The sequence below is a fragment of the Geobacter pickeringii genome (assembly GCF_000817955.1).
In the GTDB taxonomy this organism is placed as follows: Bacteria; Desulfobacterota; Desulfuromonadia; order Geobacterales; family Geobacteraceae; genus Geobacter; species Geobacter pickeringii.
Genome location: NZ_CP009788.1, coordinates 2,789,678 through 2,810,625 on the forward strand (window position 1 = coordinate 2,789,678; position 20,948 = coordinate 2,810,625).

The 20,948-nt window shown below is 64.2% G+C and carries 18 protein-coding genes; 13 read left to right on the plus strand and 5 right to left on the minus strand.

The features are described 5' to 3' along the window. Positions 1-16 precede the first annotated feature (16 nt). From topA to GPICK_RS12570, 3 genes are read right to left on the minus strand one after another with little or no spacing between them, the layout of a single operon-like run. The gene (gene topA / locus GPICK_RS12560) at positions 17-2,293 is read right to left on the minus strand and encodes a type I DNA topoisomerase (RefSeq protein WP_039743749.1); all 2,277 of its coding nucleotides are present in this window, start codon (positions 2,291-2,293) and stop codon (positions 17-19) included. A gap of 31 nt (positions 2,294-2,324) precedes the next feature. Further along, on the minus strand, positions 2,325-3,401 hold the full coding sequence (gene dprA / locus GPICK_RS12565; RefSeq protein ID WP_039745744.1) for a DNA-processing protein DprA: 1,077 nt from the start codon (positions 3,399-3,401) through the stop codon (positions 2,325-2,327). Positions 3,402-3,457: 56 nt separating this feature from the next. Then, positions 3,458-4,453 carry a LysM peptidoglycan-binding domain-containing protein gene (locus GPICK_RS12570; RefSeq protein WP_039743751.1) on the minus strand — a complete coding sequence of 332 codons (996 nt, stop codon included), beginning with the start codon at positions 4,451-4,453 and terminating at the stop codon, positions 3,458-3,460. Between the two features lie 349 nt (positions 4,454-4,802). Between GPICK_RS12570 and GPICK_RS12575 the strand changes: the two genes are divergently transcribed. From GPICK_RS12575 to GPICK_RS12635, 13 genes are all read left to right on the plus strand, one after another. Further along, complete coding sequence (locus GPICK_RS12575; protein ID WP_052263427.1) at positions 4,803-5,384, plus strand: undecaprenyl-diphosphatase; 582 nt, start codon at positions 4,803-4,805, stop codon at positions 5,382-5,384. Between the two features lie 16 nt (positions 5,385-5,400). Further along, on the plus strand, positions 5,401-6,060 hold the full coding sequence (locus GPICK_RS12580; RefSeq protein WP_039743753.1) for a response regulator: 660 nt from the start codon (positions 5,401-5,403) through the stop codon (positions 6,058-6,060). Beyond that, positions 6,057-7,364, plus strand: a complete 1,308-nt coding sequence (locus GPICK_RS12585) for an ATP-binding protein (RefSeq protein ID WP_039743758.1) — start codon at positions 6,057-6,059, stop codon at positions 7,362-7,364. The genes GPICK_RS12580 and GPICK_RS12585 overlap by 4 nt, the downstream gene beginning before the upstream one ends. 18 nt (positions 7,365-7,382) lie before the next feature. Further along, the gene (locus tag GPICK_RS12590; RefSeq protein WP_039743761.1) at positions 7,383-7,763 is read left to right on the plus strand and encodes a YkvA family protein; all 381 of its coding nucleotides are present in this window, start codon (positions 7,383-7,385) and stop codon (positions 7,761-7,763) included. 12 nt (positions 7,764-7,775) lie between these two features. Further along, positions 7,776-9,992, plus strand: coding sequence for a bifunctional DedA family/phosphatase PAP2 family protein (locus GPICK_RS12595; RefSeq protein WP_039743763.1), 2,217 nt, complete (start codon positions 7,776-7,778; stop codon positions 9,990-9,992). Between the two features lie 38 nt (positions 9,993-10,030). Then, a complete protein-coding gene (locus GPICK_RS12600; RefSeq protein ID WP_039743765.1) occupies positions 10,031-11,242 on the plus strand; it encodes a peptidase U32 family protein in 1,212 nt (403 codons plus the stop codon). A 50-nt stretch (positions 11,243-11,292) separates the two neighbouring features. Next, positions 11,293-12,957 (plus strand): glycosyltransferase family 39 protein, encoded by a 1,665-nt coding sequence (locus GPICK_RS12605; RefSeq protein ID WP_039743768.1) that lies wholly within the window; start codon positions 11,293-11,295, stop codon positions 12,955-12,957. Between the two features lie 87 nt (positions 12,958-13,044). Further along, positions 13,045-14,208, plus strand: coding sequence for a DegT/DnrJ/EryC1/StrS family aminotransferase (locus tag GPICK_RS12610; protein ID WP_039743770.1), 1,164 nt, complete (start codon positions 13,045-13,047; stop codon positions 14,206-14,208). A 3-nt stretch (positions 14,209-14,211) separates the two neighbouring features. Beyond that, entirely contained in the window at positions 14,212-15,147 is a 936-nt protein-coding gene (locus GPICK_RS12615) for a glycosyltransferase (RefSeq protein WP_039743773.1), read from the plus strand. A 24-nt stretch (positions 15,148-15,171) separates the two neighbouring features. After that, complete coding sequence (locus GPICK_RS12620; RefSeq protein WP_039743775.1) at positions 15,172-16,086, plus strand: formyltransferase; 915 nt, start codon at positions 15,172-15,174, stop codon at positions 16,084-16,086. A gap of 54 nt (positions 16,087-16,140) precedes the next feature. Continuing rightward, positions 16,141-17,181, plus strand: a complete 1,041-nt coding sequence (locus GPICK_RS12625; RefSeq protein ID WP_039743777.1) for a bifunctional UDP-4-keto-pentose/UDP-xylose synthase — start codon at positions 16,141-16,143, stop codon at positions 17,179-17,181. A gap of 85 nt (positions 17,182-17,266) precedes the next feature. Then, positions 17,267-18,196 (plus strand): 4-deoxy-4-formamido-L-arabinose-phosphoundecaprenol deformylase, encoded by a 930-nt coding sequence (locus tag GPICK_RS12630; protein WP_039743779.1) that lies wholly within the window; start codon positions 17,267-17,269, stop codon positions 18,194-18,196. A 131-nt stretch (positions 18,197-18,327) separates the two neighbouring features. Then, entirely contained in the window at positions 18,328-19,149 is an 822-nt protein-coding gene (locus GPICK_RS12635; RefSeq protein WP_039743782.1) for an RMD1 family protein, read from the plus strand. A 4-nt stretch (positions 19,150-19,153) separates the two neighbouring features. Here the strand turns inward: GPICK_RS12635 and GPICK_RS12640 are convergent, their stop codons facing one another. Then, a complete protein-coding gene (locus GPICK_RS12640; protein ID WP_039743784.1) occupies positions 19,154-19,336 on the minus strand; it encodes a hypothetical protein in 183 nt (60 codons plus the stop codon). A gap of 169 nt (positions 19,337-19,505) precedes the next feature. Beyond that, the gene (locus GPICK_RS12645; RefSeq protein ID WP_039743786.1) at positions 19,506-20,771 is read right to left on the minus strand and encodes a porin; all 1,266 of its coding nucleotides are present in this window, start codon (positions 20,769-20,771) and stop codon (positions 19,506-19,508) included. Between the last annotated feature and the right edge of the window lie 177 nt (positions 20,772-20,948).

The following is a 20,948-nucleotide window of genomic DNA, read 5'->3' on the forward strand; positions in this document are numbered from 1 at the left end:
CCCCGCCTCGCGGTCTCTACTTCTCTTTGCCGCCCAGCTTGTAATCGCACCCTTCCTTGGGGCACTTGAGGAACTCCCCTTCCCGCTTGTAGACCTTCTTCACCAGGAGCGGGAAGCCGCATTTGGGGCACGGCCCCGGCTGGGGGGGATCCCAGAGGGCGAATTTGCACTGGGGATAGCGGTTGCAGGAGTAGAACATCTTGCCGTAGCGGGACTTCTTCTCGGTCAACTCCCCTTCCTTGCATTCGGGGCAGGTGTGGCCGGTCCCCTTGGGCTTCACCAGAGGCTGGATGTTCTTGCAGGCCGGATAGGCAGAGCAGGCGAGGTACTTGCCGAAGCGGCCGTCCTTGACCAGCATGGGGCTGCCGCACTTCTCACACTTCTCCTCGGAGAAGACCGGCTCGGCCGGCTCCTGCTGCTCCCCCTGGGAGATGTTGCGGGTGTAGGTGCACCCTTCCTGGTAGCCGGAGCAGGCGATGAACTTCCCCCGCTTGCCGAGCTTCACCACCAGCGGCTTGCCGCAGTCGGGGCACGCCTCGTCCGTCGCCTCGGTGGTGAGGTCCGCCTTGCTGACCTCCCCCTCCTTCTGCTTCAGGAGCGAGTGGAACGGCCCCCAGAACTCGTGCAGCAGCGGCTTCCACTGCTTCTCTCCCCGGGAGACCCGGTCCAGCTCCTCTTCGAGGCTGGCGGTGAAGTTGTAGTCCACGTACTGGGTGAAGTGGTTGGTGAGGAGCTCGTTCACCACCATCCCCACGTCCTCGGGGATGAAGCGTTTGCTGTCGAGCCGGGCGTATTTCCGCTCCAGCAGCGTGTTCATGATGGAGGCGTAGGTGGAGGGGCGCCCGATGCCGTACTCCTCCAGGGTCTTCACGAGGCTCGCCTCGGTGTAGCGCGGCGGCGGCTGGGTGAAGTGCTGCTCCGGGAGGAGCTTCTGGAGCTTCACGGCCTCCCCTTCGGAGAGCGGCGGAAGGGTCCCCTCCTTCTCCTCGGTCTGGTCGTCGACCCCTTCGATGTAGAGCTTCATGAAGCCGGGGAAGCGGATCACGGTGCCGGCGGCCCGGAAGCGGTACCCCTTACCTGCCCCGATATCGACGGAGGTCTGGTCCAGAAGTGCCTCGGCCATCTGGCAGGCGACGGTCCGCTTCCAGATGAGATCGTAGAGCTTGAACTGGTCGGAGGAGAGATACTTCTTCACCTCGGCCGGCGTGCGGGCCACGGAGGTGGGGCGGACCGCCTCGTGGGCCTCCTGGGCGTTCTTCGCCTTGTTCTTGTAGAAGCGGGGCTTGGCGAGGGCGTACTCCTTCCCGTAGAGGGAGGTGATGACCTCGTGGGCCTCCTGGAGCGCCTGGTTGGAGAGGACCACGCTGTCGGTACGCATGTAGGTGATGAGGCCGACGAGCCCCTCGTCGCCGACGGCGACCCCCTCGTAGAGCTTCTGGGCCGTGGACATGGTCTTCTTGGCCGAAAAGCCCAGCTTGCGCGCCGCCTCCTGCTGGAGGGTGGAGGTGGTGAACGGCGGCGCCGGCGTCCGCTTGCGCTCGCTCTTCGTCACCTTGTCGACGGTGTAGGAGACGTTCTCCAGGGCCTTCACAAGCCTGTCGGCCGCCTTGTCGTCGGGGATGTCGAACTTGCCGAGCTTCTTCCCCTCGGCCTCCACCAGGCTGGCGGTAAACTTCTGTCCCTTGCCGGTGGCGAGCTCCGCGCCGATGGTCCAGTACTCCTGCTCCTGGAACGCCTTGATCTCCTTCTCCCGCTCGCAGATGAGGCGCAGGGCCACCGACTGGACCCGACCGGCGGAGAGGCCGTAGCGGATCTTCTTCCAGAGGAAGGGGGAGAGGTTGAAGCCGACGAGATAGTCGAGGATGGAGCGGGCCTGCTGGGCGTCCACCAGTTCCAGGGAGATGTCCCGGGGGTTCTCCACGGCGTGGACGATGGCGTCCCTGGTGATCTCGTGGAACACCACCCGCTTCACCGGCAGCGACTTTTTCTTGTCCATGCCGAGGGCGGCCAGGAGATGCCAGGAGATCGCCTCCCCTTCGCGGTCGGGGTCGGTGGCCAGCAGCAGGACGTCGCTCTCCTTGAGCTCCTTCTTGATGGCGTCGATGTGGCGCTTGCTCTCGAGGAGAACGGCGTACTTGGGTTCGAAGTCGTGGGCCACGTCCACGGACCCCTGCTTGCTCGGCAGGGCGCGCACGTGTCCGTAGGAAGCCATCACCCGGTAGTCCTTCCCGAGGAACTTCTCAATGGTCTTGGCCTTGGCGGGCGATTCTACGATGACGAGGTGTTGGGGCATACTCTCTTATAACCGTTGCGTTGTGTAGTGGTCAGTTTGTGCAAAAATACTTGCCGGGAAGCTGGGTTACGGCTCCCTTGAGTTCCAGGCGCAACAACATAGCCGAAAGCTCCCCCACTGTCAACGCGCTTTTGGCAACGATCTCGTCGATATGGAGCGGTTCGGCCCCGAGGAGTGCGCAGAGCGTCGCCTCGTCGGGGGGGAGCTGCGGCGCGGCGGGAACGGGGCACCGGCGGGGGGCGGAGGCGCCGGGAAGCTCCTCCAGGATGTCGTCCACCGTCTCCACCAGCTTCGCCCCCTGGCGGATGAGGTGATTGGTCCCGCGGCTCCCGCCACTCGTGATATTGCCCGGGACGGCGTAGACATCCCGCCCCTGGTCGAGGGCGATCCGGGCCGTGATGAGGGAACCGCTCCGCTCCGCCGCCTCCACCACCAGCACGCCGTGGGCAATGCCGCTGATGATCCGGTTGCGGCGGGGGAAGTTCCCGGCGAGGGGTTCCGTCCCCAGGGGAAACTCGGAAACCAGCGCCCCTCGCTCGGCAACGTCGCGGAAGAGAGTGCGGTTTTCCGGCGGATAGACGACGTCCACACCACAGCCGAGGACGGCGATGGTCCGCCCCTCCCCCCTGAGGGCACCGGCGTGGGCGGCGGTATCGACGCCGCGGGCCATCCCCGACACCACCGTCACTCCGCTGCGGGCGAGATCCTCCGCAAGCCGCTCCGTCACTCCCCGCCCGTAGGCCGACGCGCGACGGGAGCCGACTACCGCCACGGCCCTGCCGATGCCGGCGAGGGAGCCCTTCACGTAGAGATAGGGGGGAGGATCGGCGATCTCCCGGAGCAAGGGTGGGTACTCGTCGTCCAGGACGGTGACGATCCGCACGCCGGCCCGGCGGACCGCCAGGGACTCGGCTTCGGCGAAGGGGCGCGGATCATGCCCCCGCAGCGAGGCGACCACCGCCGCGCTCACCCCGGTGACGGCACGGAGTTCGGCATCCGAAGCCCGGAGCACCGCCTCGGGAGAACCGAACCGCTCCAGCAGCCGCCGGAAGAGGACGTTCCCCACCAGGGGAACCGATCTGAGGGCAAACCAGTGAAAATGATCCATGGGAGCCGATACAAAAAAGGGGACCAGCTCCATGCCGGTCCCCGTAATGAAAGGGACTATTTGCTCTTTTTCAACTCGACCCGGTCACCCCGGTAGATGGTGTCGATGCTCTTGACCACGAGGACGGTGGAAGTGGCCTCACCTGCCCGCACCACCACCAGGGCGCCGATCACCTCGGGGGGGAGCTTCTCGATGGAGATGTCGGTATACTGCTGATCGGGGACCACATCGCGCAGGACATAGAGGAGGTGCCCCGGCTCCACCCCCTGGCTCTTCCCGAGGTCGATGAAGGCGATATCACCTTCGCCGATGGCCTGGTGGCCGCTCTGGGTCTCGACGATCCACCCCGACAGGTCCTTCGCGGCAGCCTTGAGGGGGACCTGCCGCCGCTTCTCCTGGAACGGAAGAAGGAACGAGCCCGGGCCGAGCTCCTGGTATGACCTGGTGACGATCGCCTTGGAGACCTTCTCCTCCACCTCGGTGATTTGCAGGGTGCCGAGGGGAACCACCTTCTCGCCGATGATGACGTTGGTGACCGGATGGCTCACCGGATCGAGCTTCTTGTAGACGGAGAACCGGTCCCCCACCTTGGCGCCGTTGGCCGTGCCGATGTCGGTGTAGACGATGTCGTCGTCACCCACGATCTGCCGGTTCTGGTTGGTGGAGATGATCTTGCCGGCGGGCGTCACCCCCTTCTCCATGAGGAACCCCTCGCTGCCGCTGACGAGGAAGCTCCGCTCGGCGGCGGGCTCCTCGGAGGGGCGCAGAGCGCCGGGGGCTGCCGAGGCATGGGGCTCGATCTCGATCCGGTCGGGGTAGACCCGGACCCGCTGCCCCGGATAGATCAGGTGGGGATTGCCGATGGCAGGGTTTCGTGCCCAGAGGTTGGGCCAGTAGTAGGGATCCTTCAGGAAGCGGTCCGAAAGCCCCCAGAGGGTATCCCCCTTCTGGATGACGTAGATTGTCGGCTCCTCAGACGCGGCGCGGGCGATGCCGACGGTGAGAAGCGCTCCGGCGAGGAGCATGCAGCCGATTGAGAACACTCTTTTCATGATCGCCTCCCGGGCAAAAGCGCGTTAATCGTTCGAATACTAAAATTCAGGTTACATTTTTTGTCAAGGACAAACAGGCCGACGGCAACGGGCACCATAAATGCTTAGTTGCAGATTTCCGACGTCATCCTCCTCCACCCCAACAAAGCGATTTATAATTTATAGATTTATCAGGGCATTGGCTTAATATTGCGTTAAGGTTTTTCCCCTATCGTGACCCCAAAAGGGCCACCGGTCACCAAGATTCCCTCACCGGAAAATCCGTTTCTTTTCGGCACGTTTTGCCTTGGAATGTTCAGCATGCTATTATCGTTCCGACTATCCAACAAACGAAGGAAAATGTGAATCCATGGAATCGATAAACGTTCATCTTTTTCACGCGCTCAATGCCGGCGCCGGCCTTGCCGGCCTTCCCCTGGCGCTCGCGACCTTTCTCGCCGAGTACCTGATCGGGATCGTGCCGCTGCTGCTGGTACTCCTCTGGTTCCGCAACCGTTCGGAAACGGAGCGCACGCGGCTTCTCCATGCCTTCTTCTCGGCGCTGCTCGCCGTGGGGATCAATCAGGTGATCGGCCTCTTCTACCAGCATCCCCGGCCGTTCACGGCGGGGCTCGGGCACACCTACCTCCACCACGCCGCCGACAGCTCCTTCCCGAGCGACCACGTGACGGTCATCGGTGCCGTGGGACTTGCACTGCTCCTCAACCGCACGACCCGCCGGGCCGGAGGACTCCTGGCGCTGGTTGCACTGCCGGTGGCCTGGGCACGGGTCTACCTCGGGGTACACTTCCCCTTCGACATGATAGGCGCACTGGGGACGGCCACCGTTGCCGTCGTCCTCATCAGGCTCGCGGCACACCCCGTCGACGCCGTGGGAAGCCGTCCCCTGCTGAAATTCTACACCTCGATTGTCCCGGCCCGCTTCCACTGAGAGCACAAGGAGCTTCATGCGCATACTGCTCGTAGAAGACGACCCGATGCTCGGCGATGCCCTCCGGCGTTCCCTGAAACAGGAGGGGATCACCACCGACTGGGTGCAGGACGCCGAAGAGGCTGAACTGGCCCTTGCCACGGGGGAGTACTTCCTGCTCCTCCTCGATCTGGGCCTTCCCGGCAAGGGGGGACTGGAACTGCTGGCAGAGCTGCGAAAGAGCGCCAATCCCGTGCCGGTCATCATTCTGACTGCCCGCGATGCGGTCTCGGACCGGATCAGGGGGCTCGACTCCGGTGCCGACGATTATCTGGTGAAACCGTTCGACCCGGACGAGCTCGCGGCCCGGATACGGGCGATTCAGCGGCGACAGACGGGGCGCGCCGCGCCGCTCATCGAGCACGGTCCCCTCGTCCTCAACCCCGCCACCCGGGTCCTTGTCTGCCGTGGTGAACCGGTATGTCTCTCGGCACGGGAGTATGTGATTCTGGCTGCCCTCATGGAACGCCCCGGGGCCCTTCTCTCCCGGGCGGCGCTGGAGGAGCGGCTGTACGGATGGGGAGAGGAAGTGGAGAGTAACGCCGTGGAGGTCCACATCCACAACCTGCGGAAGAAGATCGGGGCCGAGCAGATCCGCACCGTCCGTGGGGTCGGCTACATGCTGGCGGCGCCGTGAACTCCATCAGCCGGAGACTCCTCACGTATCTGTTCTGCGGGCTCACCGTCGCCGGCATCCTGGCCGGCAGTGCCACCTATCACAAGGCGCGGGAAGAGATTGACGAACTGTTCGACTACCAGCTCGCCCAGGTCGCCCATGCGTTCTCACGCCATGAGAGCATGGCGCCGCTCCCCTCGTCGGGGATCAACTATGAAGAAGAGGCCGAACTCGCGGTACAGGTCTGGGAAAATGGCTCCCTCTCCTCCGCCACCCCTCCGGGAAGGGCTCTCCCCCCCCAGCGGGAAGGGCTCAAGACCGTCTACTGGGGGGGAAGGCACTGGCGGGTCTTCGTCCTTCGGACCGATGCGCGCACCATCCAGGTCTCACAGCCGATCAAGGCCCGGCGCGAGATAAGCGTCATTTTTGCCCTCCGGTCGATCGTCCCCCTGCTGGTGACGTTTCCTTTTCTGGCCCTGTTCACCTGGCTCTGCGTGGGGAAGGGATTGCATCCCCTCACCCGGGTTGCCGAGGAGATATCCCGCCGGTCCCCCACGGCGCTTGAGCCGATCCCGGCGGACGATCTCCCCGCCGAGGTCCTTCCCCTCGTCAACCGCCTCAATCTCCTCCTGGGGAGAGTGGCCCACACCATCGAGGCGCAGAGGCGATTCGTTGCGGATGCGGCCCACGAGCTCCGGACCCCCCTGGCAGCAGTCGGGCTCCAGCAGCGCGTCCTTGAGCGAAGCGGCAGCGACGCGGAACGGTCCGAGGCGCTGGTGCGTCTGAAGGGAGGAATCGACCGCGCTACCCGGCTTGTCGGTCAGCTTCTCGCCCTGGCCCGAATCGAGCCCGAGGCGCCACCGCGGTTTTCTCCCGTGGCGCTCGACACCCTGACAACGGAGATCGTTGCCGAACGGGCCCGTATCGCCGCGGAAAAGGGGGTCGATCTCGGGATGACCGCCTGCGAAGCGGTGACCGTCACCGGAGAGGAGGAGGCGCTCCAGGCGATGGTCGGCAACCTGGTGGACAACGCCGTCCGCCACACTCCGCCGGGAGGAACCATCGATGTGGCGGTGCGCCACGGGGAGAAGAGGGCCGTCATCGAGGTCGTCGACAGCGGCCCCGGCATCCCCCCGGCCGAGCGGGAGCGGGTGTTCGACCGGTTTTACCGGCGCGGAAAGGATTTCTCCGGGAGCGGCCTCGGCCTTGCCATCGTCAAGTCGGCCGTCGAGCGGCACAACGGGACCATAACGCTTGGCGAGGGAAATGACGGCACAGGCCTCAGGGCAACCGTCGTCATCCCTCTCCACGACGACCTCATCTAGACTTCCGGAGAGCCTCCCATGGCACTGATCACCACAATGAAAAAGCAGGCGCAGCGCCTCAAGGCTGAAACGTTCACCCTCTATCTCGCGGCACGTCATCCCGCAACGCCCCGGCTCGCGAAACTGCTCATTGCCTGCGTCGTGGCGTATGCATTCAGCCCCATCGATCTGATTCCGGACTTCGTGCCGGTTATAGGGTACCTGGATGATCTTGTCATTGTCCCCCTCGGCATAGCGCTGGCCATCAAGCTGGTCCCCCCCGAGGTCTTGGCCGACTGCCGGTTAAAAGCCCGGGAGTCGATGCTCCATGCCCGACCCGTAAGCCGGATTGCGGGAGCGGTCATCATCCTTGTCTGGATAGCGACGGCAGCCCTCTGCATCCGGCTGATTGTCCGGTAACCGGTTGACCCCATGGAACTCATAGACTCCCTCATCCCGAAACTCGAACACTTCCGCATGCTCGGCTACTGGATCGTCTTTCTCGTCTCCCTCCTGGAGTCCCTGGCGTTTGTGGGGCTCGTGGTCCCCGGCGCGGTTTTCGTCATCTTCGCCGGCTCCCTGGCTGCCAAGGGGTACTTCGACCTCGGCGACCTCATCTGGTTCGCAACCATGGGGGCCATCCTCGGCGACGGCATCAGCTTCCGTCTCGGCACGGGGAACCCCATCCCCTTCAGAGAGGAAAACCGGCTGTTCAAGCCGAGTTATCTTGAGCGGGGGAAGGAGTTTTTTGCCCGCCATGGGGGTGCCAGCATTGTTATCGGCAGATTCAACGGCTTGATCAGGGCGGTGGTCCCCTTTGTGGCCGGTCTCGCGGGGATGAGGCCCGGCCGCTTTTTCCTCTGGAACGCGGCGGGCGCCGTCGCCTGGGCCACGACTCACCTTGTGGCGGGGTATCTGCTGGGGGAGGCATGGCGAAGCGTTGAAGTATGGGCGACGCGCTTCGAGGCGGTGCTGGCCGCCGTGCTGCTCTTCGCCCTCGGCGGCTACCTGACGAAGCGTTTCTTCGAGAAGGGGGGAAAGCAGCTCCTTGCCCTTGCCGGTTCCGCATCCCGCTCGCTGAGCGGGGCGATCTCCGCCAGCAGCTTTGCCGTGAACCACCCCTCCCTCATGGCGTTCCTCCGGGGGCGTTTCGACCGCACCCGCTTTTCCGGCCGGCCGCTCACCCTCCTGGGCCTTTCCTTTCTCTACGTCATCCTGCTCCTGGGGGGGGTGATCGAGGACCTTCTGACCGCGGACCCCCTCGTGGCGGCCGATACCCGCATCGAAAACCTTCTCAACGCGTTGCGGGACCCTCTCATGGTCAAGATATTCCTCTGGGTCACCCACCTGGGTCGGGCACCGATGGTGGTCGCCGTCGCCCTCACCCTCTGTGCAATCCTGGTCCTGTGGCGCCGAGGAACCTTCATTGTCCCCTTTCTGGTGGCCCTGGCCGGGGCCTGTGCAACGGCCGGCTTCGGCAAGGTGGTCTTCCACCGCCCCCGGCCGGCGGGGGTCGCGGTCTATCCCGAGTGGACATACTCCTTTCCGAGCGGTCATGCCGTCATCGCCACGGCCCTCTATGGTTTTGTCGTCTACCTCCTCTGCCGCCATACGGAACGATGGGGCCGCCGGCTCAACATCCTCTTCGCCGGTCTTTTCCTCATGGCTGCCATCGGCTTCAGCCGGCTCTACCTGGGGGTCCACTTCCTGAGCGATGTGCTGGGAGGGTACCTCGTGGGGCTCCTCTGGCTGATCATCGGCATCTCCCTCGCCGAGTGGCGCCGTGCCGGCGGCCATTCCGCCACCATGCCCGTGACGGCCACCCGTCGTGCGGCCGGGGCATTCCTGCTGGTTGTACTGGCGAGCTTCTCAATCTGGAGCGGCGCACGCTACCATCCGTCCCGTGTCCTTCCGACCGCCGTACACACCCCTCTCCCCGTCCCGTCTGCCGGCATGGTGGAGAGTTTCGTCCGGTACCGCCTCCCTCGCCACACCGAGACCATCACCGCTGAGAAACGGGAACCCGTGAACTTCATCCTTACGGCCGACAGCGACGCTGAGGTAACCGCGGCGTTCCACGCGGCCGGATGGGTGCCGGTCCTCCCCGCCTCCGTGGCGGCGGTGACCCGCATGGTGGGGAGCGCCGTCCATGGCGAGCACTCCCCCTCGGCCCCCCTTGCGCCGAGCTTCTGGGACGGGAAGCCCAACGACCTGGGATTTGCGCAACCGCTTCCCCTGCCGGAAGGGACGGCGGGGAGGACGGAGGCGCGGCTCTGGCGCACCCCCCTCGAAACCGGAGCGGGGACAACGGTCTATGTGGGGGTTGTGGAGAGGACCGTGGGATATGAATGGGGCGTAATCCCCAGGATGACCGGGGACCTCGATCAGACACGGGAGGAGTTGGCTCGGGGGCTCATCGGATCGGGACATGTCTCCGGCCACGAAAAAATCAGCCTCTCCCCCCCGGCAGCGGGGCGGACCCTGACCGGCTCTCCTTTTTTTAGTGACGGTACGGCCTGGGTTGTCCATCTGGCGAAGCAGTGGTCAAAGCTGCCGCAGGGGTTTCATTCACCCGGTGGATATGCTAGGATTTCCGCGGTTGAAACCATCGTGATTTCCCATGGCATTCTCGCTCCTGCACTGACGTGAACCTTGCTGTCAAAGCACGCATCATGACCAGAGGCACCATGAAAATACCCGAACTCCTCGCCCCGGCGGGGAACATGGAAAAACTGAAGGTGGCGATCCACTACGGCGCCGACGCCGTCTATCTCGGAGGACAGAAGTTCGGCCTGCGCAACCTCGCCGGCAACTTCACCCAGGCGGAGTTGGCCGAGGCGGTGGCCTATGCCCACGACCGGGGGGTGAAGGTCTATCTTACGGTCAACTCCTTTCCCGACACCGACGACCTTCCGGAGCTCGACCGCTACCTGGAAGAGACGGCGCCGATCCCCTTCGACGCCCTCATCGCCGCCGACCCGGGGGTCATCGCCACCATCCGCCGCATCACCCCCGACCGGCCGATCCACCTCTCCACCCAGGCCAACACCACCACCTGGCGGAGCGCCCTCTTCTGGCAGGAGCAGGGGATCCGGCGGATCAACCTCGCCCGGGAGATGTCCCTGGAAGCGATCCGGGAGACGCGGGAGCGGGTCTCGGCCGAGCTGGAGGTCTTCACCCACGGCGCCCTCTGCATCTCCTACTCGGGGCGCTGCCTCCTCTCCAGCGTCATGAGCGGCCGCAACGCCAACAAGGGGGAGTGCTCCCACCCCTGCCGGTGGAGCTACGCCCTGGTGGAGGAGACCCGGCCCGGCGAATACTTCCCGGTGGTGGAGGACGAAGCGGGGACCTTCATCTTCAACTCCAAGGACCTCTGCCTGATCCGCCACATCCCGGAGCTCGTGGGGGCGGGGGTCGACTCCCTCAAGATCGAGGGGAGGATGAAGGGGATCAACTACGTCGCCTCGGTGGTCCGGGTCTACCGCGACGCCCTGGACCGCTACGCCGCCGACCCGGCCGGCTACCGCTTCAACCCCGAATGGCTCGGCGAGCTCGCCAAGCTCAGTCACCGGGGGTACACCACCGGCTTTCTCCTCGGCAGGCCCCAGGACGTGGACCAGGAGTACGACTCCCGCTACCGCCGCAGCCATGAGTTCGTCGGCATGGTGGAGGAGCTCCTCCCCGGCGGGTCGGTCGTTGTGGGGGTCCGGAACCGGATCGCGGCGGGGACCGAGGTGGAGTTCGTCGGCCGCCGGATGACGGCGACGCGCCACCGGCTCGACTCCTTCACCGACCGGGACGGCGCCCCCCTTGCCGAGGCCCACCCGAACCAGAAGATCATCGTCAGCGTCCCCTTCCCGGCGGAACGCTACGACCTCATCCGCAAGGAACACCAGTAAACCAGGACATCGCTAACGCATAACGACACCACTCAGGAATCTAATTACCCATGAACACATTCAGCCGTTTCTTCTCCTCACGGGAGGATCGCCCCGCCCGTGACCTCGCCATCCTCTGCGCCCTCTTCTGCCTCGCCTTCCTCCCGATCCTCCACCGGATCCCGCTCCTGGAGCCCGACGAGGGGCGCTACGCGGAGATCCCCCGCGAGATGCTCGAATCGGGGGACTTCGTGACGCCGTATCTCAACTACGTCAAGTATTTCGAGAAGCCGCCGCTCCTCTACTGGCTGAACGCCCTCTCGTTCAAGATCTTCGGGCTCAACGAGTTCGCCGCCCGTCTGCCGACCGTCCTCTTCGCCATCCTCGGCATCCTCCTCACCTACCATGTGGGGAGGACCCTCTACGGCCGGCGTGCGGGGCTCTTCTCCGCCCTGATCCTCGGCACCGCCACCGGCTACCTCGTCCTGGGGCGCTTCAACGTCATCGACATGATTCTGAGCGTCTGCATGGGCGCCACCCTCGGCTTCTTCCTCCTGGCGACGCGCCCCGGCGAAAAGCGTGCCGCGCTCTACTATCATCTCTTCTACCTCTGCGCCGCCCTGACGGTTCTGGCCAAGGGGCTCATCGGGATCGTCCTCCCCGGCGGGGTGATCGTTCTCTACATCCTCCTCACCCGGCGCTGGCGTCTCCTGGCGGAGATGCGGCTCCTCACCGGCATCCCGCTCTTTCTCCTCGCGGCGGCCCCCTGGTTCGTGCTCGTCTCCCTCCGCAACCCGGAGTTCGCCCGGTTCTTCTTCATCCACGAGCACTTCGAGCGGTTCCTCACCAAGGTCCACGGCCGCTACGAGCCGTTCTGGTTCTTCATCCCGGTGCTCGCCGGCGGAATGTTCCCCTGGTCGTTCTTCCTCCCCGCGGCGGCGAAGCGGCTCTGGCAGCAGCGCTCGGCGGCCCGGGACGACGGCCGGCTCTTCCTCTTTCTCTGGGCGGCGGTCATCTTCCTCTTCTTCTCCGCCTCGGATTCCAAGCTCATCCCGTATATCTTCCCGATCTTTCCGGCCCTGGCAATCCTCCTCGGCGAGATGTTCAGCGCTCGCGGCGACGAAGCCGCGCCGACGGAACGGGGAGTCCCGCTGCTCGTGGCCGCGCTCTTCATCATCGTCGGCATTGGCGTCTCCCTCTACCCCCATCTGGTTCCCAAACCGCGGCTCGGGGTGGCGGAGAGCGCCATCTTCGGCCTCATCTTCGTGGCGGGTGGCGGTGCGTGCCTTGCGGCGCTGCGCCAAGAGAGCCGCCTCGCCTTTTTCCGCACCCTGGCGATCTCCTCCCTGACGGTCGGAGTCGTCGGCGCCGCCATTGTCCTGGCGAGCTCCACGGACCGCAAATCGTCCCGCGACCTGGGGCTCCTGGCGCGGGCCAACGCGGACGGCGCCACCGTCATCGCCAGCTACAACACCTACCAGCAGGGGTTTTCATTCTACGCCGGCCGGCGCATCCTCCTCGTCAACGAGAAGAACGAGCTCGACTTCGGGAGCCGCCAGGGGGACCAGAGCCGCTGGTTCCTGGATGACGCACGGTTTTTCCCGCTCTGGAACTCCCCCACCCGGGTCATCCTGCTCGTGAAGAAGGACGCCTTCCCTGCCTTCCGCCAGAAGACCACCCTCCCGCCGCGGCAACTGGGGGAGAAGGAAAAGTTCCTGCTCGTCACGAACCATTAACAAGCGGTAACGCGAATCCGGCGTAAACATCTGGAACTCTCGCCGATTTTGTGCAATTATAGTGTGTTTTGTGAAGGAGGTTACCCCGTGCGCAGCGAATTTCTCCCCTTTTCCCGGCCCACCATCGAGGATGACGAGATCAACGAGGTCGTCGACTCCCTGAAGTCGGGATGGATCACCACCGGCCCCAAGGTGAAGCGCTTCGAGGAGGCGTTCAAGGCTTACATCGGCGCCCCCTACGCCATCCCCCTGAGCTCCGCGACGGCCGGGCTCCACCTGACGCTTCTCGCCCTGAAGCTGGACGACGGGGACGAGATCATCACTACCCCCATGACCTTCGCCTCCACGGTGAGCATGATCGTCCTCTGCGGGGCGAAGCCGGTGCTCGTCGACATCGAGCCGGGAACCCTCAACATCGAAGCGGCGCGAATCCGCGAGAAGATCACCCCCCGCACGAAGGCGATCATCCCGGTCCACTTCGCCGGCCAGTCGTGCGACATGGACCCGATCTTCGCCCTGGCCAACGAGTTCGGCCTCACCGTCATCGAGGACGCGGCCCATGCCGCCGGCACCGAGTACAAGGGGAAGAAGATCGGCACCTTCGACTCGGTTTCCATCTTCTCCTTCCACCCCAACAAGAATATCACCACCGGCGAGGGGGGGATGGTCTGCACCCCCGACGAGGCCCTGGCCGAGGAGGTTTCACTCCTGAAGTTCCACGGCATGAGCCGCGAGGCGTGGAAGCGCTTCGCCGCCAGCGGCACCCCCAACTACGACATCCTCCTCCCCGGCTTCAAGTACAATATGATGGACATCCAGGCCGCCATCGGCCTCCACCAGCTCCCCAAGTTGGACGGTTTCATCGAGAAGCGCCGGGAGATCGCCGAATATTACAACGAGGCCTTTGCCGGCGTCGAAGAACTGGCCATCCCGGCCCTCGCCCCCTACGCCCAGCGCCACGCCTGGCACCTCTACACGCCGCTGGTCCGGGTGGAAAAGCTCACCATCGACCGCGACGCCTTCATGGCGGAGCTGAAGAATCTCAACATCGGCACCGGCCTCCACTACAAGGCGATCCACCACCACGCCTGGTACCGGGAGAACATGCCGATCCCCCAAGGGGCCCTCCCCAATGCCGACTACGCCTCGGACCGCATCCTCTCCCTCCCCCTCTTCCCGACCATGACCATGGACGACGCCCGGGACGTGGTGGAAGCGGTAAAAACCGTTATCGCAAGGAGCAGAAAGTAGCCCATGGCCGCACCTTACATTTCCATCATCGTCCCGGTCTACAACGAGGAGCCGAACCTCCAGAAGCTCATGGCGCGGCTCTATCCGGTCATGAAATCCCTCGGGAAACCCTTCGAGATCATCTTCACCGACGACGGCTCCCGGGACCGCTCCCTGAAGATCCTCCGGGAGATGGCCCAGAGCCATCCCGAAGTGAAGGTGATTGAGTTCAACGGCAACTTCGGCCAGCACATGGCGATCATGGCCGCCTTCGAGATGAGCACGGGCGAGATCGTCGTCACCCTCGACGCCGACCTCCAGAACCCCCCCGAGGAGATCCCGAAGCTCGTGGCCGAGATGGAGAAGGGGCACGACGTGGTGGGGAGCATCCGCCAGAAGCGCCAGGATACGTTCTTCCGCCGGGCGGCGTCTAAAATCGTCAACATCACCACCAACAAGATGACCGGGATGCAGATGAGCGACTACGGCTGCATGCTCCGGGCGTACAACCGCACCGTCATCGACAACCTGAACCGCTGCCAGGAGATGACCACCTTTATCCCGGCCCTGGCCCAGACCTTCGCCTCAAACCCGTCGGAGGTGCCGGTCTCCCACGCGGAGCGGGCCGAGGGGGAGAGCAAGTACTCCCTCTACCGCCTCATCCGCCTCAACTTCGACCTCATGACCGGCTTCTCGGTGGTGCCGCTCCAGCTCTTCGCCCTCCTCGGCATCCTCACCTCGGTGGCATCGGTCCTCTTCGCCCTCTTCCTCCTCGTGCGGCGCTTCCTCATCGGCTCCGAGGTGGAGGGGGTCTTCACCCTCTTCGCCATCCTCTTCTTCTTTGTCGGCATCGTCATCTTCGGCATCGGCCTCGTGGGGGAGTACGTCGGTCGGATCTACCAGGAAGTGCGGCGCCGGCCACGGTACGTGGTGCGGCGGACCTACGGATTTGAAGAATAGGCCAGCAATCTGTAAGAGGATTTCATGACTAAGCTCGTCGTCTGCGCCTATCACAACGTCGGCTACCGCTGCCTGGAGGAGTTGCTGAAGCAGGGAGCCGAGGTAGCGCTCGTCTTCACCCACGAAGATTCACCCACGGAGGAGATCTGGTTCCAGTCGGTCCGGGAACTGGCGGAGCGCCACGGCATCCCGTACCTGACCACCGACATCAACGAGCCGGTCAACGTGGCGAAGGTGCGGGAACTGGCCCCCGACTTCCTCTTCTCCTTCTACTACCGGAACATGATCAAGCCGGAGGTGCTGGAGATCCCCCGCAGGGGCGCCCTGAATCTCCACGGCTCCTGGCTCCCCCAGTACCGGGGACGGGTGCCGGTGAACTGGGCGGTGATCAACGGCGAGACCGAGACCGGCGCCACGCTCCATCACATGGTGACAAAGCCCGACGCCGGCGACATCGTGGACCGGGAGAAGGTCGCCATCGCCTTCACTGACACCGCCTTCGACGTCTTCACCAAGGTGACCGAGGCGGCGGTGACGGTCATCGCCCGGAGCTACCCGCTCCTGACCGCGGGAACCGCACCCCGCATCCCCATGGACCTGGCGGAGGGGAGCTACTTCGGCGGCCGCCGGCCGGCCGACGGCCTCATCGACTGGACGAAAAGCGCCGTACAGGTCTACAACCTCATTCGCGGGGTCACCCATCCCTACCCCGGCGCCTTCACCTATCTGGACGGGAAGAAGGTGATCGTCTGGAGCGCTTGGCCGGCGGAGGGGAGCGCCGCTCCCGGCGCCATCGTCTCGGCGGCCCCTCTCCTGGTCGGGACCGGAGAAGGCTTACTGGAGCTTCGCTCGCTCCAGGCCGAAGGTGAGAACGAGGTTGCGGCGGACCAGTTCACCGCCGCCGCGCTGTCTGCAGAAAAACGATTCACCCATTCGTAGGAGCACCGCCCCGGCGTACTCCTGCCGATATCAATCCAAACAGTGGAGAACACCATGAAAGTACTGATCCTCGGCGTCAACGGCTTCATCGGCAACGCCCTCACCCACCGCATCCTCACCACCACCGACTGGGAGGTCTACGGCCTGGACATGGCCTGCGACAAGCTGGAGCGCTCCCTGGGGGACCCCCGCTTCCACTTCCTGGAGGGGGACATCACCATCAACAAGGAGTGGATCGAATACAACATCAAGAAGTGCGACGTGGTCCTGCCGCTGGTGGCCATCGCCACGCCGGTCACCTACGTGAAGGATCCCCTCCGGGTCTTCGAGCTCGATTTTGAGGAGAACCTCAAAATCATCCGCCAGTGCGTGAAGTACAAGAAGCGGGTCATCTTCCCCTCCACCTCCGAGGTCTACGGCATGAGCCCGGACCGGGAGTTCGACGAGGAGAACTCCCCCCTCATGCTCGGCCCCATCAACAAGCAGCGCTGGATCTACTCCTGCGCCAAGCAGATGCTCGACCGGGTCATCTACGCCTACGGCGAGCAGGAGGGGCTGCGCTACACCCTCTTCCGCCCCTTCAACTGGATCGGTCCGAAGCTGGACTCCATCTCCACCGCCAAGGAGGGGAGCTCCCGGGTCCTGACCCAGTTCCTCTACAACATCCTGGCCGGCGAGCCGATCCAGCTGGTGGACGGCGGCAACCAGCGCCGCTCCTTCACCTTCGTGGAGGACGGCGTCGACTGCCTCATGCGGATCATCGAGAACAAGGACGGTAAGGCCGACGGCGGCATCTTCAACATCGGCAACCCGGGGAACGACCTGTCGGTGAAGGAGCTGGCGGAGAAGCTGATCGCCCTGGTGAAGGAATACCCCGCCTACCGCGACAGGGCCGAAGCATGCAAGATCGTCGAGGTCTCCTCGGGGCAGTTCTACGGTAAGGGGTACCAGGACATGCTGACCCGCGTCCCCTCCGTGAAGAACGCCAAGGCGCGGCTCGGCTGGGAACCGAAGACGGTCATCGACGACGCGCTGCGCAAGACCCTCGACTTCTATCTGATCGAGGAGAAGGAAAAGATCGAGCATTTGCTGTAATAGAGCCATTCACGGTTCGAAGTTCGCGGTCGAGAGCCGTTGCGACTTCGAACTTCGGACCGTGGACTTCAAGCACCGGACTTCCATGCCACCCACCATTGCCCTCAAAATCGACGTCGACACCTACGTCGGCACCCGTGACGGGGTACCGCGGCTCCTGGAGATCTTCGACCGTTTCGGGATCAAGGGGACGTTCTACTTCTCCATGGGGCCCGACAACAGCGGCAAGGCGATCCGCCGCATCTTCACCCGCAAGGGGTTCCTGCGGAAGATGTTCCGGACGAGGGCGCCGTCGGTCTACGGCCTGCGGACCCTGATGTACGGCGTGCTCCTGCCGCCGCCGATCATCGCGGACAAGGTCCCCCACGTCCTGCGGGAGACCGCCGCCCGGGGGCACGAGGTCGGCATCCACTGCTGGGACCACGTCAAGTGGCACGACCTCCTCCCCTGGATTCCGCGGAACATGATCGCCCTGGAGCTCGGCCGGGCCTTCGCCCTCTACGAGGATATCCTCGGCCGGCGGGCCAAGACCACCGCGGCGCCGGGGTGGACCGTCTCCCCCGACTCCCTGGAGATCCAGGACGCTCTCTTCCTCACCTACTGCAGCGATAGCCGGGGGAGCCACCCCTTCTACCCGGTCATGGAGGGACGGCGCTTCAAAACCCTCCAGATCCCGACTACCCTCCCGACCATGGACGAAGTCCTGGGGGAGAACGGCATCACCGCCGCCACCGTGAACGATCACTACCTCACCCTCGTGAAGCCGGAGGGGCTCACCGTCCACACCATCCATGCCGAACTGGAGGGGGGAGTTCTCGCTCCGGTCTTCATCGACCTGCTGGAGCGACTCCGGGCGAGGGGGGCGCGCTTCGTCACCCTGGCGGAAGCGGCGGCGGAGGCAATGCGGGGGCCCATCCCCTGCTGCGGGCTGACAATGGGTGAGCTTGAAGGGCGTGCCGGCACGGTGGCACTCCAGGGCTCCGAAGTCGGGACTCCGCAGACGAAGGCCCCCTGAGGCCCGGACAGGAATCTCCCCCGCAATGAGAAAAGGCGTGCCCGGCGGCGCGCCTTTTTTTCGTTCAGGAATTGCCGGCGGGGCGTTTGCGATTGCCTTCCCATGGGGTAAGCTCTTCACAGGGGGGGACCATGACCGAATTCAATGCCTATGCCCTGTCGGGGGAGATCGATCTGAACCGCCTGGCGGGAAGCATCGGCTTTCCCCGGCGCTATCGCTGGGAAGAGCCGATGGTGCTCGACATCGCCGGGCTCACGCCGCTCTCCGGCGACCAGGGGGAAGAGAAACGGGTCCATCTCTATTTCTTCGGGGGGGTGGTCTTCGTCAACTGCTCGGAGGAGGAGATCGGCGCCTTTTTCTGGAGCATGGGGCACTACGCCGACCAGTTCCGGGAGTTCCCGTCCATCAAGTACCGCGACGAGTACTCGCTGCGGACCGGCGAAGGGGAGAGGATCGCCGTCACCAACGACTCGGCGGTGATGCCGGGACACGATCCGGCCTACGGGGACATCATCTGCTTCGTCATCGCCAAATCGGTGGCGCTGGAGCGGATCGAGGAACGGGTCGACCTGGTCCTGGACGAGATGGAGGGGCTGGTCGCGCTCCTGGAGCGGGGAAAGCTGGAGCTCTCGGACCGGCGGCTCGCCAAGCTCGCCGCCAGCATCCTCACCTACAAGTACCAGTCCATCGCCCACATCATGGTGCTCGACAAACCGGAGATCACCTGGGAAAACCCGGAGGCCGACCGGCTCTACCTCACCATGGCCAACCTCTTCGAGCTGAACCAGCGCTACAACGAGATCAAACACAAGGGGGAGACGCTGCTGGACATCACCCAGGTCTTCACGAGCCTCTCCCACGCCCGGCGCGCCACCCGTCTCGAATGGATCATCATCATCCTGATCTTCATCGAGATCGTCATCTACCTCTTCGAGATCCTGCGCAAGGGCTAGGAGCCTAGAAGCCGACCGAAACGGCGAAGCCGGGCTCCCGCCCCGTCAGATCGAGGGGGGTGAACGGTTTGTGGCAGGCACCGCAGCTCACGATGCCGGTGTCGAAACGTTGCTGGAGCGTCAGGTTCCTCGTGTCGCACCACTCACAGTACCAGGCGTAGTAATCTCCCATCGGCATGATATCCATCGTTGGACCTCCCAAAGTTTATGCTTCAAGGATACGGCCCGAACGCTGCATTTCCGTTACAACCTCCCAACATTACTGAAAAATGCAAAAACCCGCCGAAGCGGGTTGCGTGTCAAAAAGTGGGGGCGTCCCTGCCCCCGATTCCAGAAGGGTGGAGTGTTCAGACCCGTTAGAAAATCACCTGGGCCTGGAGGCGGTACTGCATGTCGTCGGTGTTGCTCTTGGTGGCGTACTGCTGGTGGATGTTGGTGACGTCGGCCTGCACCTTCAGGTTGTGCTTGGCAAAGAAGTAGGAGACGGCCCCCTGGGTCTGGGTCTGGATGTTCTGGGTCACGTCGCGATTGGGATCGAGGTAGCCGTAGCGGGCCGCAACCTCCAGTTGCCCGGGGAGGATGAAATAGCCGGCCTGGGCGTAGAAGCCGTGGGCCCTCAGGGTATTATTGGTGGTCTGGCCGTCAGCCTGCGCAAGGAAGTATTCGCCCTGGGCCGAGAATCCGTGCCACTTGAAGGCGGCGTCGATGCCGTAGGAGTTGGTGTCGATCTTCTCGTTGGGGTTGAAGGTGGAGAGTCCCATGCCGAGCCAGCCACTCTTGGTATTGGCAAAGCTCAGGTTGTTCGTCTCCAGTGCCCCTGCCGTGTTTTTGATGGTGTCGCGGAAGTAGCTCGCCCCCACCGATACCAGCGGCTTGGCGCTGTTGTCCACGTCGCTCTCGGAGTAGGCCATGTCCCCCAGGGGGTTGGCCACGATCCGGGCGGCAAAGGAGTTGTCGTTGCTGGAACGGAAGGTGTTCTGCCCGGCACCGCCGTAGACGCCGGCCTGGTAACCCACGAGACCGCCGGCCACCTTGCCGTGGAGCGCGAGGCCGATATCGTACGACGGCTTGAAGGCGTCGGTGACGAAGGAGCGGTCGACGAACTGCAGGGCGGTGGTGGAGACGAGCTCCTGACGGGCGAAGGGGACCTTGTCCTGGCCGAAGCGGAGCTGCGCCTCGTCGAGGATGCGGTAGTTGACGTAGGTCTCTTCCAGGAACTTGGAGGTGTTGTTTTTGTTGGAGTTGTTGAGCTCCGCCAGGTTCATCTGGAGCTTGTAGGTAAGGTCCTTCGAGTAGGCGTAGCCGTTGAAGAAGAGCTTGATCCGGCGAAGCTTGAACTCGCTGGTATCCGTCTGGCTGCCGTTGGCGTCGTCCAGGTCGGTGAAGGTGTAGCGAAGCTGCATGCTCCCGCCGATGGAGCCCTGGAACTTCTCGTCAGGCGAGGTGAAGGTGAAGCCCTGGCCCAGCTTGTACGAAACGGGCCGGCTCTTGTTGACCTCTTTGTAGTCTTCCTCGGTGATGACCCCCTTTTCCTTGAGCACATCCTCAAGGGTCTTGGCGAAGGCGCTCTGCCCCGCCAGGACGGCGGCAAGGGCGCCGACCGCAATCAGTCTGGATTTCACGATTGATCCTCCTCATTGGTTATTACGCAGCCACGGGGCCACGCGATGCTGACGCCGCCGACTGTAGATTAGAAATTTTACAACTATGTTACGCTGGAGTGAAAACGGCGTAAACAGAGCTCGCCGGCGCCACGGGGGGGGCGGCCGCGCGCACCGCCGCAGCGGGGAAACTTTTGC

Coding starts and splice junctions, on each gene's coding strand:
- GPICK_RS12615 (WP_039743773.1), top strand. CDS start 14,212: ATGGCCGCACCTTACATTTCCATCATCGTCCCGGTCTACAACGAGGAG.
- GPICK_RS12595 (WP_039743763.1), top strand. CDS start 7,776: ATGGAACTCATAGACTCCCTCATCCCGAAACTCGAACACTTCCGCATG.
- GPICK_RS12590 (WP_039743761.1), top strand. CDS start 7,383: ATGGCACTGATCACCACAATGAAAAAGCAGGCGCAGCGCCTCAAGGCT.
- GPICK_RS12635 (WP_039743782.1), top strand. CDS start 18,328: ATGACCGAATTCAATGCCTATGCCCTGTCGGGGGAGATCGATCTGAAC.
- GPICK_RS12620 (WP_039743775.1), top strand. CDS start 15,172: ATGACTAAGCTCGTCGTCTGCGCCTATCACAACGTCGGCTACCGCTGC.
- GPICK_RS12605 (WP_039743768.1), top strand. CDS start 11,293: ATGAACACATTCAGCCGTTTCTTCTCCTCACGGGAGGATCGCCCCGCC.
- GPICK_RS12640 (WP_039743784.1), bottom strand. CDS start 19,336: ATGGATATCATGCCGATGGGAGATTACTACGCCTGGTACTGTGAGTGG.
- dprA (WP_039745744.1), bottom strand. CDS start 3,401: ATGGATCATTTTCACTGGTTTGCCCTCAGATCGGTTCCCCTGGTGGGG.
- GPICK_RS12575 (WP_052263427.1), top strand. CDS start 4,803: ATGGAATCGATAAACGTTCATCTTTTTCACGCGCTCAATGCCGGCGCC.
- GPICK_RS12600 (WP_039743765.1), top strand. CDS start 10,031: ATGAAAATACCCGAACTCCTCGCCCCGGCGGGGAACATGGAAAAACTG.
- topA (WP_039743749.1), bottom strand. CDS start 2,293: ATGCCCCAACACCTCGTCATCGTAGAATCGCCCGCCAAGGCCAAGACC.
- GPICK_RS12580 (WP_039743753.1), top strand. CDS start 5,401: ATGCGCATACTGCTCGTAGAAGACGACCCGATGCTCGGCGATGCCCTC.
- GPICK_RS12630 (WP_039743779.1), top strand. CDS start 17,267: ATGCCACCCACCATTGCCCTCAAAATCGACGTCGACACCTACGTCGGC.
- GPICK_RS12625 (WP_039743777.1), top strand. CDS start 16,141: ATGAAAGTACTGATCCTCGGCGTCAACGGCTTCATCGGCAACGCCCTC.
- GPICK_RS12570 (WP_039743751.1), bottom strand. CDS start 4,453: ATGAAAAGAGTGTTCTCAATCGGCTGCATGCTCCTCGCCGGAGCGCTT.